The sequence below is a fragment of the Bradyrhizobium sp. SRL28 genome, from assembly GCF_018596315.1.
Taxonomy (GTDB): Bacteria; Pseudomonadota; Alphaproteobacteria; order Rhizobiales; family Xanthobacteraceae; genus Bradyrhizobium.
This window is the reverse complement of the sequence record NZ_JAHEAG010000038.1, coordinates 12,810-28,585: the sequence shown is the minus strand read 5'-3', so window position 1 is coordinate 28,585 and position 15,776 is coordinate 12,810. Positions and strand designations below refer to the sequence as shown.

Sequence of the window (15,776 nt, the reverse complement as noted above, 5' to 3'; positions counted from 1 at the left end):
CGATCGCTGTGCGTGCACGTGAGACGCACACGCGACCGATCGGAGTTGATCTCGAGGCAAAATCGTTTGGAGTGCGGTGCGAGCGCGTCAGGAAGACAGCAAGCAGCGAACGGCTTCGCTCGCGCAGTCGCCCCCTTTGCGACCGAATATCCGGCCATCGCGTCCCCTCCCCACTACAACTCTTAGATTGGAGGGACAGCAATCCGCGTGCCAAATGACGCGATACAGAAAATCAATCACTTAGTGGAAGGGTTCCCGCAGCCATGGACAAAATGTCCGGACGGGCCTTGGACAAAATGTCCGGTCAGCTCGCTTCCGGCAGCCATACGCGGAATGTGCTTCCCGAGCCGATCCGGCTTTCGACCGTGATCTGGCCGCGTTGGCGCTTCACCAGCGTCTGACTGATGGACAGACCAAGGCCGGTGCCTTCCCGGCGTTTCGACGTGAAGAAGGGATCGAACACCTTGTCCATGACATCGGCGCTCATGCCGATGCCGGTGTCGGCCACTTCGATTGAAATACCCGCGTTGCCGTCGCGATCGGCGTCGAAGGAACGGAGCGTCAACGTGCCGCCGTCGGGCATGGCATGGATGGCGTTGACGATCAGATTGATCACCACCTGTTGAAGCTCGGTGCGATTCATCAGGACCAGGCGGCTCGCCCGATCTTCCCTCACAACCCTGATTTCAGTCTTGTTCAGGAGATGCTGGACCAGCGGCAAACAATCCTGAACGACGCTCCCCGGCGCATGGCGTTCGACATAGCCGGCGTATTCCTCCGGTCGCGCAAACTGGAGCAGCTTCATGACGATCTGGCTGATGCGATGAATCTGCTCATCCAGCAGGCGGAACTCGACCTTGGCCTTGTCGGCCTCGTCGCCGATCACGCTGCGGATGACGTCGAGGTTGCCCTGCATCACCGCGATCGGATTGTTGATCTCATGCGCCACGCCTGCGGTGATCTCGCCGATGGCGGCGAGCTTCTCGGACATGATAAGCTGCTTGGTGGTCGCCTCCAGCTTCAGGTTGGCGTGTTCGAGATCCCTGGTTCGATCACGCACCCGCGTATTCAATTCCTCATTCCACTCGCGCAATTGCCGATCGCGCTCCTGGACCTGGTCGAGCAGGGTATCGAGGTGAAACGCCACGCGGCCGATCTCGTCACCCGACGCCGGCAGTTTGGTGCGGGCGGACAGGTTGCCGCTCTCCACTTCGCCGATCGTCGTCGTGACGCGTTCGAGCGGCATGAATATCGACTGCGCCCAGCGCAGGAAGATCGGCACGGTGGCCGCCGTGATCACGATGAATGCGAGCGCGATGATGAGGAGCGTCTCAAACTTCGCGTCGTTGAACGGCTTCTGCAGGAAGCCGACATAGAGCATGCCGACGCGCTTGCCATAGCTGTCGACCAGCGGCTCATAGGCCGAGATGTACCAGTCGTTGACCACGAACGCACTGTCGAGCCATGTGCGCCCCTCGTCCATGACAGCAGAACGCACGGCCGCCGATACGCGAGTCCCGAGCGCGCGCCGGCCCTCGAACAGCCGGACATTGGTGCTGATCCGCACGTCGTCCAAAAATAGCGTCGCCGTTCCCTGGCTGCCCTCCGGCAGGCTGGCCGACTGATAGACCAGGTCGTTGATCGTATCGATGAACTCCAGATTCTGATTGAGCAGAATGCCCCCGACCAACGCAGCCGGCGCTCCCCCGGGGGTCGTCGCCCGGCTCGCCGCATGCACGACCATGCCGTGCGTTTCCGTGCTGCGATTGGTCGGCACTGCGTTCGGCGTCGGCACCAAATCGAGGCGCGCACGCTCGGCAAGAACAGGCGAAATCGCCGCAAGCTCGTCATTGCTGAAGATGTCGATGCCGGCCGACGGGGCCTCCCCCGACAACGCTGAAGTGATGATCGGCCAGTCGCCCTTTGGCCGTCCCGGAAACGCTGGCGACGAGGCGAGGATCTTTCCGCTGGCGTCCATCAGGTAGAGAAAGTCGAGACCGATCTCCTTGCGGGAGGTTTCGAGCAGGTCGCTCACGGCGGACAGCGGATCATGCTCTTCCACGTCGCGGAAGCGGGCGGAAAGGCCGAGCGCGCGGATCTGCACGCCGGTTTTTTCCAGAATGCGTGCCAGGTATTGATGCGCGATGGTGAGATCGCCATTCACCTTCGAAATCAGGGTGGCGTCGAACCTTGCATTCCAGCGATAGATGGCAACCCCGAGCAGCAGCGGCAGGATGACCAGCATGGGCAGCAGCGCGATCGCCAGCAGCCGGAAACGAACGGAGCGCCCGCGCGCCGGCTCGTTCATGCAGTCTGCCCGCTCAGACATTCCATAGCGCGAATTTGCGGTCGATGGTCTTGCGCGAGATTCCAAGCCGGCGCGCGGCTTCCTCGCGGTTGCCGCCGGTCTCTTTCAGGACCGAAAGAATGTGCCGGCGCTCCAGATCGGCCAGGCTGTCGGCGGCGGCCGGCTGGCCATCGCTTCGCGGCCCGGCGAAATCGTCCGGGAATGCACCGAGGATCAGCGTGCGTTCGATCAGATTGCGCAGCTCCCGCACATTGCCGGGCCAGTCGTAACTCGCCAGCGCGGCGCGGACCGCGCCGTCGATCGCAACCGGCGGCATGCCGAGTTGCGTCGAGAGCTTGTTCATGAAGATGGTGGCGAGTTCCTGCACGTCGTCGCCGCGATCCCTGAGCAGCGGAAGATGAATCTGCATGACGTTCAGACGGTAGTAGAGGTCGGCCCGAAAGCGCCCGCGCTCTACATCCTTCTGCAGATCGGCATTGGTCGCAAAGATGAGGCGAAGATCGACCGGCACTTCACGCTCGGAGCCGACGGGACGGACGCGGCGGTCCTCCAGAACGCGGAGCAGCTTGCTCTGCATCGGCAGCGGCAGGTCGCCGATTTCATCGAGGAACAGCGTGCCGCCATGTGCGTAGAGGAACAGGCCCTCACGCCCGCTGTCCGCGCCGGTGAAGGCTCCCTTGATGTGGCCGAACAGTTCGGCCTCGATCATTTCGGGCGGAATGGCTGCGCAGTTGACCGGCACGAAGGGCTTGTCGGCGCGATCGGACAGCGAATGAATCGAGCGCGCGGCGACTTCCTTGCCGGTGCCGGATTCGCCGGTCAGCAGGATCGATGTCGGCAGGCGGGCGACGCGGGCAATGGTTTCACGCACGCTGCGGGTCGCCGGCGATTCCCCGATCAGATTGTCGCGCAGGAACGTGCGATCGGAGGAAGCGCGTAGCGCATAGCGCAGCACATAGTTCTCGCGCTGCAGCCGGACCCGGTCGAGACAACGCGCCACCGCATTCAATATCTGGTTCGAGCGAAACGGCTTCAGCACGAAATCGGCCGCGCCGGCGCGCAGCGCCTGGATCGCCGTGTCGAGATCGGCATAGGCCGTGATGAGGATGGCGTCGGCAAAGAAGCCGACGGCGCGCTGCTCCGCGAGCCAGTCGACGCCATTCTTGCCCGGCATGATGTTGTCGAGGATGACGACGTCGAACCGGCTCTTGTCGAGCAGGCGCGAGGCTTGGTCCGTGTCGGCCGCCTCCGCCACATGCTTGCAGCGCGGCCCCAGCGTGCGCACGAGAAAATTGCGCATTCCGGGCTCGTCATCGACGATCAAAATCGAGGCCTGCGCGAGCGCGCCGAACTCGGGGCCGCCGGCCGATTTGCCGAGTTTTGCCGCCGGCTCATTGACCGTGGCAGGGGATGCCGCTGCGCTCACCTTCGATGTCGGGAAGTTCATGCCGGGGTTTGTAGGGCCGATTGTCGCACCCGGCAATCGCTCGGTCGTCTAATTGACGAGCAAGGATTTTGTCCCAGCCCGTCCCGCTCAGGCATTAGCCTTTTCTACGGAACCGTCTGTTTTCTCTATCAAAAACACGATGCGGGCCTGACTGCGCTCGGTGATTTCGACCTTGTCGCCGGTCTCGCGAATGAGATTCGGGATGTCGATCACCGACAGCGGATCCGTGCAAAGCACTTCCAACCTGTCGCCGGGCGGCAACGTCTTCAGCGCCTTGCGCGTCTTCAATGCGGGAAGCGGACATTTCAGCCCGGCAAGATCGAGTTTTGTCGTCGTCATGCGCCGACCATGGCGAAGGGGACGTCCCTCGTCAACGGAGGTCTGTAGGGTGGGCAACGCGAAGCCTGCCCACCATCTAGAAGCGCGCCGGTGATAGATGGTGGGCACGTCGCTGACGCTCCTTTGCCCACCTACAATCCTACATTAGACCTGCGTAGGACAGAAACCCGACGGTCTGGCCGGGCTCGACCAGCGTCACCTGTTCGCCGAGTTCGACCAGGCCGTCGGTATCGACCAGCGAGGACAGAAGTCCCGCGCCCTCGCGCGGAAACTTCACCGCTTCGAGCGCGCCATCGGCTGCCTTGCGCAGGGTGACGCGGACATATTCGCGGCGGGCAATCTTCTTCTTGTAGCTGAAGGCGGCGCGAACCGGCATTGGCATCAACGGCTCCGGCCGCGCACCTGACAGCGCCAGGATCGTGGGTCGCACCACGTGAACGAAGGTGACAAAACTCGCCACGGGATTGCCGGGCAATCCGATGAAAGGCGTGCCGCCGATGATTCCCATCGCGACGGGCCGTCCCGGCTTGATCGCCATCCGCCACAGCACCAGCCTGCCGACGCTTTCGACGCTCGCCTTGACGTGGTCCTCCTCGCCGGTCGAAACGCCGCCGGTGGTGAGGATCAAATCATGGCTGCCGGCCACGTCCTGCAGGGCGCGTGCGAGCGCGGTGCGGTCGTCCCTGAGGATGCCGAGATCGCTGACCTCACAGCCGAGCCGCGACAGCATCGCCATCAGCATGTAACGGTTGGAATCGAACAATTGCGCCGCGGCACGCGCTTCGCCTGGCGACGCCAGTTCGTTGCCGGTGGAGAAAACCGCGACGCGAATGCGCCTGACGACATCGAGCTCTGTCAGGCCGAAGGCTGCCGCGAGCGCAACGTCCTGCGGCCGCAGCCGCTGGCCGGCCTTCAGCGCGGCAAAGCCCGCTGGAATATCCTCGCCCGCGGGCCGCACGTTGGCGCCCGGCTTAAGGCCTGCGGGAAGCACGACCTTGTCGTCTTCGACGCGGACGTCTTCCTGCATGAACACGGTATCGGCGCCTTCGGGCATCGGCGCGCCGGTGAATATGCGCACCGCCTGCCCCGGCTTGAGCGGCTCAGGCGTGGAGCTGCCCGCCTGAACGCGGCCGATCACCGGAAATGCCTGTTCTTCCTTTTGTGGCAGGTCGCGGCTGGAGACCGCATAACCGTCGACGGCGGAATTGGTGAAGGGCGGCAGCGGCAGCGGCGCCAAAATGTCGTGCGCGAGAACGCGGCCATCGGCGCAAGCGAGCGTCACCGTCTCGATATCGACGACCGGCGTCACGCGCGTCGCAATGAGACCCACGGCCTCATCGACCGACATCATCGGCCCGCCGAAGGCAAAGCAATCGTCGGACAGTTGCGCCATGGCCTGATCAGCCCTCAGCTTCGCATTTCGCCAGCACGTCCTCGAGCGAGATCGCCGATTTGAGCATCATCGCCGCCACCGCCTCGATATCGTCGAGATGGGCGGTCGGCAGCGTGGTTTCAACCGCCGTATCGGTCGCGATCCCGACAATGCCGGGATCGTCGGGGAACAGCAGCGACTTCTCATTGGCGGCGCGATAGACCTCGATCTTGCGGTGCGGCTCGCGCTTGAAACCCTCGACGACGACGAGATCGACCGGCGACATCTTTGCCAGCAGTTCCGGCAGCCGCGGCTCGCCCGCGCCGCGCAGTTCGTGCATCAGGGCCCAGCGCTGGCTGGACGACACCAGCACTTCGGCCGCACCGGCCTCGCGATGCTTCCAGGAATCCTTGCCGGGCACGTCGACATCGAAGGCGTGATGGGCGTGCTTGATCACGGACACGCGCAGGCCCCGTTTCTGCAATTGCGGGATCACCCGCGTCAGCAAGGTGGTCTTGCCGGCGCCGCTCCATCCCGCGAGGCCTATTACTTTCATTGCGTTCTCCGGCGGCTTCCCCACCGTCATTGCCTGCGACAAACGCGAAGCGTTTGCGCAAGGGAGCGAAGCGACGAAGCAATCCACGCTTCCTTTGCTGTGTCATGGATTGCTTCGCTTCGCTCGCAATGACGGCGTGCGGCCGCATTGTTCATACTCTGAAATGCTTTATATCGGCTGGAGGCCCTTGTCATGCTAACCTAGGGATATGATGAAGCTCGAAAAAGCCCCCGCCCCCCTGATCGTGCCGAATCCCGAGGATCCGCGGCTGACCGAGCGCGTCGCCGGGACCGACCAGACCGGCGCCGCCGTCGAGATCCGGGTGCCGGTGGAACGGCCGCTAACGCTGTACCTGAACGCGCAGGAGATCGTCACCATGATGACGATCGGCGACTATCCGGAATATCTGGCGCTCGGCTATCTCCTGAACCAGAACATGCTGAAATACGACGACGTCGTCACCGAGGTCGAATATGACGACGACCTCCAGGTGGTGGTGGTGCGCACCGAGCACCACACCAACTTTGAAGCAAAACTGAAGAAGCGCACGCAGACATCAGGCTGCGCACAGGGCACCGCGTTCGGCGATCTGCTGGAAGCCGTCGAAAGCGTGGCGCTGCCGAAGGCGGAATTACGCACGTCCTGGCTCTACCAGATGACGCACGCGATCAACACCATGCCCTCGCTCTATCTGGAAGCCGGCGCGATTCATGGCTGCGTGCTGTGCAAGGAAGGCACGCCCGTGTGCTACACCGAGGACGTCGGCCGCCACAACGCCGTCGACAAGATCGCGGGCTGGATCTACCGCCACGGCGTCGATCCCGCCGACAAGATTCTCTACACTACCGGCCGCCTCACCTCCGAAATGGTGATCAAGACGGTGCGGATGGGAATTCCCATTCTCGTCTCGCGTTCGGGCTTTACCGCCTGGGGCGTCGACCTGGCGCGGCAGGTCGGACTGACGCTGGTCGGCCGCACGCGCGGCAAACGCTTCATTGCGCTGTCGGGACAGGAGCGCATCATCTACGACCAGAACCTCGATTACGTTGAAGAAGAATCCGCCCGTCACAAGCGCAAGGGCGAACGCGATGACTGACGCGACCGGTGCCGTCAAAATTCCCGGCGTGCTGCTAGCCGGTGGCCTGGCGCGGCGGATGGGCGGCGGCGACAAGCCGATGCGCACGATCGCCGGCCGCACCATTCTCGATCGCGTGATCGCGCGCCTTGCGCCGCAATGCGACGGCCTCATCCTCAACGCCAATGGCGATCCCGCGCGGTTTGCGGCGTTCGAGCTTCCGGTCGTCGCTGACGGCGTCGCCGATTTTCCCGGGCCCCTCGCCGGCATTCTGGCGGCACTCGATTGGGCTGCGGCCAATCGACCCAATGTAAAACTCATTCTCAGCGCCGCCGCCGACTGCCCGTTTCTGCCGCGCGATCTGGTATCGAAGCTCCATGGCGCGCTTACGGCAGAGAATGCCGAGCTTGCCGTTGCCGCCTCCGACGGCCAGTCCCATCCGGTGATCGGATTATGGAGCGTCGGCTTGCGCGAACAGCTGCGCCACGCGCTGGTCGTTGAGGACGTCAGGAAGATCGATCGCTGGACCGCACGCTACCGACTCGCCACGGTGACATGGCCGGCCACGCCGCTCGATCCGTTCTTCAACGCCAACACCATGGACGACATTGCGGAGGCAGAGCGGCTGGCGGCGCTGGACGGCGGTTAACTCGTGCCCCGGATGCTGCGCAGCACGAAGTGATGCGCTGCTGATCCGGGGCCCACCGCGGGTCGGGAGTGGGTCCCGGCTCTGCGGCGCACCGCTACGCGCACCGCGTCCGGGACACGCGCGAAACTTACGCGTCGCGACCAAGTCGTCTCTTTGCCTTCCGGGAAGTGACCACCTTTGCGTCCAAGCTCTCCAGGAATTCCTGCACGGTGCTGACCGATCCGGAATTGGCCGTAACATACCCGGGAAGCGCGGCCACCGCCTTGTGAAATTCGCTGCCCTTCATGACGCCGAGCACGCGCTGCATCGGCTCAGTCTCCAGAAACGCACGGCGGCAGACGAAGAAATAATCCTCGGTCAGAAGCCGGACGAAATCGAGACCGAACTGCCGGGCGGCGGCCTCGACGCCGAAGCTGACGTCGGCCATGCCGCTCGCCACGTAAGCGGCCACCGCGGCGTGGGTGAATTCCATCTGCTGCGCGCCGTTGATCCTGGCCTCGTCGATCCGGTGCAGGGCAAGCAACTGATCGAACAGCAGGCGCGTGCCGGAATCATGGTCGCGGCTGACGAAACGGGCCTTGCGGTCGACGATGTCTTTCAGCGACGTGATCTTGAGCGGATTGCCGCGCTTGAGCATCAGCCCCATCTCGCGCGTCACGAAATGAATCACGCGGTCTTCGCGCGGATCGAGCCATTCCCGGCAGGCCTGAACGCTTTGCGCGCGCAACTCACCGCGCGGCAGGTGCACGCCGGAAAGATCGCAGGCGCCCTGCGCCAGCGACACCAGCGAATTCTGGTTGCTGACATAGCGCAGATCGACGCCGATGCCGGATTCGTGGTCGAGCAATTCGCGCAGCTTTGAAACGGCGTAGCCGTGGCTGGCATGAACGCGAATCACGGACGGGCGCTGGTGCAGGAACGGCTTGATCTCGGTGACGAGTTCTTGCGCGAGATTTTCCAACTGCGGACCGAGACGGGCCTGCATGCGCTGTCCGGCCCAGACCAGCTTTTCGCCGAACGCCGTCAACGCTGTCCCCTTGCCGCGGCGGGTCTCGACCAGCGGCGCCCCGAAGAACTCGGACCATTGCTCGACCAGGTTCCAGACGTGACGGTAGGAAAGCTGGGCGTGGGTCGCGGCGCTGGTGAGTTTACCGGTCTTTCTGATCTCGTTGAGGATGCCGAGCATCACCACGATCGTTTGCGGGCTGCCCTCCTGCCGAAATCGCCAGACGGTTTCGATCTCGATCTGCAGCATCGGCTTACCCTCCTATGAATTCCACTTCATATATGGCGACAGCCATAGGCAAAACATATCATATTTACGGCAGCATATTTCTCTCCCACGTTAGGATTAACAACGGAGGAAATAGGATGTCCATTGCATATGACTACGCTCGCGAAATGACGCCCCCGGTTTCGGCCGCCAGGCCCCGGCTGCTGCTCATCGACGGCCAGCACGTTCCGTCCGCCTCCGGGCGCACCTTCAAAACCCTCAATCCGGCCACCGAGCAGGTCATCGCCACGGTTGCGGAAGGCAATGAGGCCGACGTCGATCGCGCGGTCGCGGCGGCGCGGCGCGCCTTCGAGGGCCCCTGGCGGACCATGCGCGCGTCGGAGCGCGGACAAATCCTGCTCCGGCTCGCCGGCTTGATGAAGCAGCACGCCGATGAAATCGCAGCCCTCGAAAGCCTCGACGCCGGCAAGCCGATCGCAGGCGTGCTGCGGCAGGATCTGCCGGCTGCAATCGACACCCTGACCTACTACGCGGGCTGGGCCGACAAGATCAACGGCGAGGTCGTTTCCACGCGGGATGACGCGCTCACCTATACCGTGCGCGAACCGGTCGGCGTGGTGGCCGCCATCGTGCCCTGGAATTTTCCCCTGATGATCGGGATGTGGAAGCTTGCGCCGGCGCTCGCCTGCGGCTGCACCATCGTGATGAAGCCTGCAGAGCTGACGTCGCTTTCGGCATTGCGCATCGGCGAGCTGGCGCTCGAGGCAGGATTGCCGCCGGGCGTGCTCAATATCGTTACCGGCCCTGGCCGGGTGGTCGGCGACGCCCTTGTCAATCATCCCGATGTGGACAAGGTCACCTTCACGGGATCGCCGGGTGTGGGCCGCGGCATCCTGCGCGGCGCGGCCGGCAATTTCAAACGCGTCTCGCTCGAACTTGGCGGCAAATCCGCCAACGTCATCTTCGACGACGCCGACATCGAGGCTGCGAGCAAGGCGGCGGCGTCCGGAATCTTCTTCAACGCCGGGCAGGTCTGCTCGGCCGGGTCGCGCGTGCTTGTGCATGAATGGGTCTATGACGAGGTGGTCGAGCGGCTGACGCAGCGCGCGCAGGCGATCCGCATCGGTGATCCCACCGATCGCGCCACCGCGCTCGGTCCTGTCATCTCCGAAAAGCAGATGAACAGCATCCTCGACTATGTCGATATCGGCCAGCGGGAAGGCGCGTTGCTGACGACTGGCGGCAAACGCGTCGGCGACCGCGGCTATTTCATCAGCCCCGCGGTGTTCGCCAACGTCAGGCACGAGATGCGAATCTCACAGGAGGAAATCTTCGGCCCCGTCGTGAGCGTCATCAAGTTCCGCGACGAAGCCGATGCGCTGCGGATCGCCAACGGCACCGCCTATAGCCTGGCTGCCGGCGTCTGGAGCCGGGATATCGGACGCGTGCAGCGCTTTGCGAAGAAGGCCAATGCCGGCACGGTCTGGATCAACACCTATGGCTATACCGACGTGCGGTTGCCATGGGGTGGCGTGCGGGATTCCGGCTTCGGCCGTGAACATGGCTCGGCCGCGATCGAGAATTTCACCGAGCCGAAGGCGGTGTGGATGAATCTGAACGTCTGAGAAACCCTCGTGGTTTGCCGGGCGATGCACAGCACCGTCCGGCAACGCGCGGCGTTACCGCGCGCCTCACCATAGGGTTAGCAAGCACTTAACTACCTGGAGATTGAAGAATTCGGTCGTGATTTCAGATTCAGATTAAATGCAATTTAATGTGCTTGCCCATAGGGTTCGCGTTAGATTGGGCGCGAGGCCAGCATGGCAATATTCGGACGCAGGAAGCCGCAAAGCTTTACCGAATTCAAGGAGACAATGCGCGCGACACCGGACGCAGACGGTGTGACCCGCGTCTTCTCCAGGGAGCTCTGGGACGATCCAAAGATCGGCCAGTTCCTGCGGGAAGTTGGCTTTGCCCCGGATGATGCGCGCAACATCCTGCCGACGGCAGAGGACTATATCGCCCTCTTCGCTGCAGCCAAGCAGCGGCTACATGAGCGCACCGAGGCCTTCAACCGCGACATGACGATGCGCCATGGCTATTGCCATGCCGTGCCTTTTCTCGTCATCGACCACACGATCTGGGACGGCGAACATGGTGCGTTTCTGTACGCCCAGATGAAGCTCATAGGGTTCGACGAGTGGAACGTACTCATGCTGGCAGGGGATGTACGTACCAAGGAGGCCTGTGACCTGGCAGGCCATCCCGGTATGGTGCCGGCGATCACGGAAGTCATGACCAAGCGCGTGATCGACTGGAAGCAACGCCATGACCTCGCGCTGGAAGCATTCGGAGTTACGGCGACAGGCGGCCAGGGCATTACCCGGGAGCAATACGAGGCAGAGCACGACACCCTGCGCAGGGAGATCGTGGATAATGTCGGCTGGATGAAGCCACGGATCATCAGCGAGCTGTTGCGCGTCCAGGGTTGAGCGAAACCTACGCCGCCAGCGGCACGGTCCAGGCGTCGTAGCCGTAGACCCAGTCCGTATCGGTCTTCCCGCTGAGCCAGGTATTGGCGCGCGAGGTCTGCTGGATGCGCGCTGTGCGCTCCTTGCGCGTCGCCTCGAAGCGGCGAAATGCATCCGCAACGCCTTCCCGCTCCACACCATCAAGGCAGCGCGACAACACGGCGGCGTCCTCGATCGCCATCGCCGCGCCTTGCGCCATGTACGGCGTCATCGGATGGCAGGCGTCACCGAGCAGCGTGACGTTGCGATCCGCCCATCGCTCCAGCGAATTGCGATCGACGATCGCCCATTTGTGCACATCGGGGCACGCGGCCAGCACCTGCTCGACCTGGCGGTCGAAGCCGATGAATGCCTTGCGCAATTCCCTCACGTCGCCCTTTGCCGACCAGGACTCGATCCGGAAATCCGGCTCCGGCTGGCTGGTGACGAGGTAGATCTCGCTGCGGTCCGGCTTGACGTAATAGATGACGATGTGCCGATCCTCGCCCCACCATTTGGTGCAATCGTCGATCTTTTCGCCGCCGAGCAATGCAGCGGGATAAGTGGTGCGATAGGCGATGCGCCCGGTGAAGCTGACCGGCGAGGTGCCGAACAGAATGTCTCTTACGAGGGAATGGATCCCATCGGCGCCAACCACGGCATCGGCTGTTACAGTTGCGCCGTTGGCAAACGTGAGCCGCACACCCTCGCCGGTCTCGTCAAGGTCGACCAGTTTATGGTTGAGCCTGATGCAGGCATCGGGAACGGCGCTGGCAAGCGCCGCATGCAGATCGCCGCGATGCGCCAGCAGATAGGGTGCGCCGAACTTCTGCTCGGCGCTTTCGCCGAAGATCATATCGAATTTGACTTCGCCGGTGCGCCAGTCGCGGTTGTTCCAGGAGCGCGGATAGAACGACTGCGCGCGCAGTCGCGCTTCCAGTCCCAGCCCGCGCAGCACCTTCATGGCATTGCAGCCGATCTGAATGCCGGCGCCTAACCGCGCGAATTGCGTCGCCTGTTCGTGGACCGTGACCTCGATGCCGACCCGCCGTAGCGCCGCGGCGGTCGCGAGCCCACCCATGCCGGCGCCGATGATCGCAATCGATAGCGGTCTTGCCATTCCCGTCCCTGCCCGAGCCGTTTCTGTGACGGCTTCTTAGATGTCGCGCGTCAGGCCGGACGAAAGCCCGCCTGCTTTAGCGCCGCGCGTCCCGCTTCCGAGGCCAGCGCATCGAGGAAGGCTTGCACCGCCGGCCGCTGCTTCCGCGCCTTCACCAGCGCGAAATCATAATGCTCTTCGGCAAAGGGAATGAAACCCAGGTTTGACGCATGCGCGACCGGCGCAATGGTCATGCCCCAGTCGGCGCGGTGCTGTGCGACCGCAGCCGCCACCGCATTGTGCGAGCGCGGCTGATTCCAGTAGCCGTCCGGACGCGCGCCGCCGAGCAGCCGGTCGATCAGGATCCGCGTGCCCGCGCCCTGGTTGCGATTGACCATGATGCAGGCGGGATCGGCCAGCGCGGCGCGGACCGCATCTTCCGCGTTCAAGCCTTCGAAACGCCGATCGCCGTTGCGGAATACGATGCCCTGCATGCGCCGCCAGCCCGGCACCAGTTCGAGTCCGTCACTGAGATAGGGCGTGTTGTAGGTCTCGGTCTTCTCGTCGAACAAATGGATCGGCGCAAAATCGCACTCGCCGCGTTTGGCGGCCGAGAGCCCACCGAGACTGCCGACGGCGATCGAGCGTACGACAAGGCCTGCATGCCCCAGCGGCGCCGTGACGAGATCGAGCCCGGTGCAGTGGCTGCCGACGATGACGAGATCCGGCACCCGCACATGCGGCGTGAACAGCGTCACCTCGGCCTCGCTGCCGGCCGGCATCTGATCGGCCAGCGCATCGATGCGCAGAAAGCCGTCGGCCTGCGCAAAGGAGGTGATGGCGCCGGAGCCCTTGCCTGTTGGGTACGCGATCAACCCGTCCGACCCTTCGACCAGCGACACCATGACGAACTCGGTGCGGCCAAGTTCGGAGGCGATCCGCACCGGTACGCGTGCGTTGACCTTGGCGTCCGAACGCGGCGGCAGGCCCGCCATCCGCCGCAACACCGGCACGATCATGTCGTGGAAGGTGAACATGGCCGAGGTCGGAAATCCCGGCAGGATAATGACGGGCTTGCCGTCGCACACCGCCAGGCACAGCGGCTTGCCGGGCTTGAGCGCCACGCCATGGGCGATGATGCCGGGCTTGCCGAGCCGGCCGATGATACGATGGGACACGTCGCCTGCGCCCTTCGACGTGCCGCCGGACAGCACCAGCATGTCGCTGGCTTCCAGCGCCTTGCGCATCTCGGATTCGAGTTGCGCTTCGTCGTCGGGGATAGCGCCGAAAAAATGCGCCTCGCCGCCGTTCTCCGAGATCGCCGCGGTGACGATCGCGCCGTTGGTGTCGTAGATCGCGGCCGGCCGCAGCGGCTGGCCGGGCTGCACCAGTTCGTCGCCGGTGGAGATGATAGCGACGCGCGGCCGGCGCGCGACGCTTACATGCGCGATACCACAGGCCGCCAGCATGCCGATCTCGCGCGAGCCGATGACGGTGCCGGCGCGCAGCAGCGCCTCGCCGCGGGCGATATCGGAACCGGCATAGGACACGAATTGTCCGGGCGACGCAGCGCGACGGATTTCGATCGCGCGATGTCCCGCCGGCTGCGTATGCTCGACCATGACGACGGCATCCGCCCCGCGCGGCACCGAACCGCCGGTCGCGATGGCCGTAGCCGTCCCCGACAATACCGGCCGCGTCGGCGCGGTGCCGCAGGCGATCACCTCGTCGTTCAGCATCACGCGCACCGGTGAAGCCTCACCGGCAGCAGCGAGATCGGCCGAGCGCACCGCAAAGCCATCGACATTGGAGCGGTCGAACGGCGGCACGTCGATCGGCGCGACGACGTCCTCGGCAAGCGCGCAGCCGAGCGCGGCGGCGAGCGGTCGCTTTTCTGCCGGCACCGCACGCGGGAACAAGGCGGCTTCGAAACGCGCCAGCGCATCCTCGCGCGACAGGATCGTCAGGAACTGGTCCTGCTCGCTATTGTCGCGATCCTTCGGTGAGGGCGTATTGATCATTCCCGAACTCATATCAGTCCCGCAACATATAGGCATCGACCGGCGCTCCGGCCGCAAATCCTTCCGAGCCGCCTGATACCACGAGCCAGGCTTCGGCGCGGGCAATCGCCTCCAGCGACAATTCGCCCACCGCCAGCGTGGACCACATATCCTGCTTGCGTTCCAGCAACACGATCTCGGCGATGCCGACGCCAGATGCAATCTTGCGCGCCAGCGGCAAATTGACTGTTTTGCGCGGGTGGCGACCCGAGAGGCGATCGACCGCGGGAAGCGCCAGCGTCCACCATGCCGCAAGGGCCTGATCCGGCGCGCCCGGCAGCACGACGACGGGCGTCTTGCCGAGGCGCCCGACGGCCGAGGTGCGGCCGGGCTGCAGGGCAATGCCGTACGCACGAACTTCCCCACGCGCGGCCAATGCCGTCACCGCCGCGTCGGTGCGTCCGACGCCCGAGCCCCCGACGACCAGGAGCAGATCGCACGCGCCGTCATCGAGCACAGCCGCAATCGATCCGGCATCGCGGCCTGCGGCGGTGAAGCAGACGGTGTCGGCGCCAGTGGCTTGCGCACTCTCCGCGATCAGTTCCGCCGTCACGCTGCCACCGGGGACATTGACGATGCGCAACCGCGGACGGCGGACGTTCAAGCGCTCTATTCCAGCAGTGCGCGCGATCAGGAGATCGCGCGGCAGCACGCGCCGCCCGGCTTCCACGACGGGACAACCGGCCGCAATATCGCCGCCGGCCCGGCGCACGCCCTGCCCCGGAATCGCCTCCGCCAACACCTGCGGCATCGGGCCAGACAAGTCGACGGAATCGGAATCAAGCACGCAGTCGCAAGCCTCCGGGAGGGAATCGCCAACCTCGACCCAAACCGGCGGCGCCGACAAGAGCAGCGGCGAATAGGAGGATGCGCCGACGAGATCGCGTGCGCAAAAGGCGTAACCATCCGCCGCAGCAATGTCGCGCGGCGGATAGGCAGGAAGCGGCGGCATCCCGGCAGCGATGCAACGCAGCGCTTCCTTGAGCGTTAATTCCACCGGCGCGACCGGTTCCACTCCGTTCAGCAGGGCGTCGAGCGCCATGTCGAGCGGTGTCAGCGAGGTCGGCAGGCGCTGGAGCGAGGTCATGGCTCGGCTATGCCCTGAATCGGGCCGGAAATAAACAGAA

At 64.2% G+C, this 15,776-nt stretch carries 13 protein-coding genes; 4 read left to right on the top strand and 9 right to left on the bottom strand.

Annotation, left to right across the window (positions count from 1 at the left end):
• Window positions 1-304: 304 nt before the first annotated feature.
• The 5 genes from KIP88_RS37655 to mobB form a co-directional block, all read right to left on the bottom strand.
• Window positions 305-2,308, bottom strand: coding sequence for a cache domain-containing protein (locus KIP88_RS37655; protein ID WP_249791319.1), 2,004 nt, complete (start codon window positions 2,306-2,308; stop codon window positions 305-307).
• A 13-nt stretch (window positions 2,309-2,321) separates the two neighbouring features.
• The gene (locus KIP88_RS37650; RefSeq protein ID WP_214493238.1) at window positions 2,322-3,755 is read right to left on the bottom strand and encodes a sigma-54 dependent transcriptional regulator; all 1,434 of its coding nucleotides are present in this window, start codon (window positions 3,753-3,755) and stop codon (window positions 2,322-2,324) included.
• Window positions 3,756-3,842: 87 nt separating this feature from the next.
• Entirely contained in the window at window positions 3,843-4,094 is a 252-nt protein-coding gene (locus tag KIP88_RS37645) for a sulfurtransferase TusA family protein (RefSeq protein ID WP_214493265.1), read from the bottom strand.
• Window positions 4,095-4,233: 139 nt separating this feature from the next.
• Window positions 4,234-5,487: a gephyrin-like molybdotransferase Glp gene (glp, locus tag KIP88_RS37640; protein WP_214493236.1), complete on the bottom strand. Its 1,254-nt coding sequence runs from the start codon at window positions 5,485-5,487 to the stop codon at window positions 4,234-4,236.
• 7 nt (window positions 5,488-5,494) lie between these two features.
• A complete protein-coding gene (gene mobB, locus KIP88_RS37635; RefSeq protein WP_214493235.1) occupies window positions 5,495-6,022 on the bottom strand; it encodes a molybdopterin-guanine dinucleotide biosynthesis protein B in 528 nt (175 codons plus the stop codon).
• A 208-nt stretch (window positions 6,023-6,230) separates the two neighbouring features.
• Between mobB and KIP88_RS37630 the strand changes: the two genes are divergently transcribed.
• Both KIP88_RS37630 and mobA read left to right on the top strand, forming a co-directional pair.
• On the top strand, window positions 6,231-7,118 hold the full coding sequence (locus KIP88_RS37630; protein ID WP_214493233.1) for a formate dehydrogenase accessory sulfurtransferase FdhD: 888 nt from the start codon (window positions 6,231-6,233) through the stop codon (window positions 7,116-7,118).
• Window positions 7,111-7,746, top strand: coding sequence for a molybdenum cofactor guanylyltransferase MobA (gene mobA / locus KIP88_RS37625; protein ID WP_214493231.1), 636 nt, complete (start codon window positions 7,111-7,113; stop codon window positions 7,744-7,746). Before KIP88_RS37630 ends, mobA begins: the two co-directional genes overlap by 8 nt.
• Window positions 7,747-7,873: 127 nt before the next feature.
• On the opposite strand, the gene KIP88_RS37620 is transcribed toward mobA, so the two are convergent.
• Entirely contained in the window at window positions 7,874-9,001 is a 1,128-nt protein-coding gene (locus KIP88_RS37620) for a substrate-binding domain-containing protein (RefSeq protein ID WP_214493229.1), read from the bottom strand.
• A 116-nt stretch (window positions 9,002-9,117) separates the two neighbouring features.
• On the opposite strand from KIP88_RS37620, the gene KIP88_RS37615 reads away from it, so the two are divergent.
• Both KIP88_RS37615 and KIP88_RS37610 read left to right on the top strand, forming a co-directional pair.
• Window positions 9,118-10,605 (top strand): aldehyde dehydrogenase family protein, encoded by a 1,488-nt coding sequence (locus KIP88_RS37615; RefSeq protein ID WP_214493227.1) that lies wholly within the window; start codon window positions 9,118-9,120, stop codon window positions 10,603-10,605.
• Between the two features lie 195 nt (window positions 10,606-10,800).
• Window positions 10,801-11,472 carry a hypothetical protein gene (locus KIP88_RS37610; RefSeq protein WP_214493226.1) on the top strand — a complete coding sequence of 224 codons (672 nt, stop codon included), beginning with the start codon at window positions 10,801-10,803 and terminating at the stop codon, window positions 11,470-11,472.
• Between the two features lie 7 nt (window positions 11,473-11,479).
• On the opposite strand, the gene KIP88_RS37605 is transcribed toward KIP88_RS37610, so the two are convergent.
• From KIP88_RS37605 to KIP88_RS37595, 3 genes are read right to left on the bottom strand one after another with little or no spacing between them, the layout of a single operon-like run.
• Window positions 11,480-12,610 (bottom strand): FAD-dependent monooxygenase, encoded by a 1,131-nt coding sequence (locus KIP88_RS37605; protein WP_214493225.1) that lies wholly within the window; start codon window positions 12,608-12,610, stop codon window positions 11,480-11,482.
• 50 nt (window positions 12,611-12,660) lie between these two features.
• Window positions 12,661-14,622: a molybdopterin biosynthesis protein gene (locus tag KIP88_RS37600; protein ID WP_374226556.1), complete on the bottom strand. Its 1,962-nt coding sequence runs from the start codon at window positions 14,620-14,622 to the stop codon at window positions 12,661-12,663.
• Between the two features lies 1 nt (window position 14,623).
• Window positions 14,624-15,736, bottom strand: a complete 1,113-nt coding sequence (locus KIP88_RS37595; protein WP_214493221.1) for a molybdopterin-binding protein — start codon at window positions 15,734-15,736, stop codon at window positions 14,624-14,626.
• Window positions 15,737-15,776 lie beyond the last annotated feature (40 nt).

Coding starts and splice junctions, on each gene's coding strand:
- KIP88_RS37615 (WP_214493227.1), top strand. CDS start 9,118: ATGTCCATTGCATATGACTACGCTCGCGAAATGACGCCCCCGGTTTCG.
- glp (WP_214493236.1), bottom strand. CDS start 5,487: ATGGCGCAACTGTCCGACGATTGCTTTGCCTTCGGCGGGCCGATGATG.
- mobA (WP_214493231.1), top strand. CDS start 7,111: ATGACTGACGCGACCGGTGCCGTCAAAATTCCCGGCGTGCTGCTAGCC.
- KIP88_RS37605 (WP_214493225.1), bottom strand. CDS start 12,610: ATGGCAAGACCGCTATCGATTGCGATCATCGGCGCCGGCATGGGTGGG.
- KIP88_RS37650 (WP_214493238.1), bottom strand. CDS start 3,755: ATGAACTTCCCGACATCGAAGGTGAGCGCAGCGGCATCCCCTGCCACG.
- KIP88_RS37630 (WP_214493233.1), top strand. CDS start 6,231: ATGATGAAGCTCGAAAAAGCCCCCGCCCCCCTGATCGTGCCGAATCCC.
- mobB (WP_214493235.1), bottom strand. CDS start 6,022: ATGAAAGTAATAGGCCTCGCGGGATGGAGCGGCGCCGGCAAGACCACC.
- KIP88_RS37655 (WP_249791319.1), bottom strand. CDS start 2,308: ATGAACGAGCCGGCGCGCGGGCGCTCCGTTCGTTTCCGGCTGCTGGCG.
- KIP88_RS37595 (WP_214493221.1), bottom strand. CDS start 15,736: ATGACCTCGCTCCAGCGCCTGCCGACCTCGCTGACACCGCTCGACATG.
- KIP88_RS37620 (WP_214493229.1), bottom strand. CDS start 9,001: ATGCTGCAGATCGAGATCGAAACCGTCTGGCGATTTCGGCAGGAGGGC.
- KIP88_RS37645 (WP_214493265.1), bottom strand. CDS start 4,094: ATGACGACGACAAAACTCGATCTTGCCGGGCTGAAATGTCCGCTTCCC.
- KIP88_RS37600 (WP_374226556.1), bottom strand. CDS start 14,622: ATGAGTTCGGGAATGATCAATACGCCCTCACCGAAGGATCGCGACAAT.
- KIP88_RS37610 (WP_214493226.1), top strand. CDS start 10,801: ATGGCAATATTCGGACGCAGGAAGCCGCAAAGCTTTACCGAATTCAAG.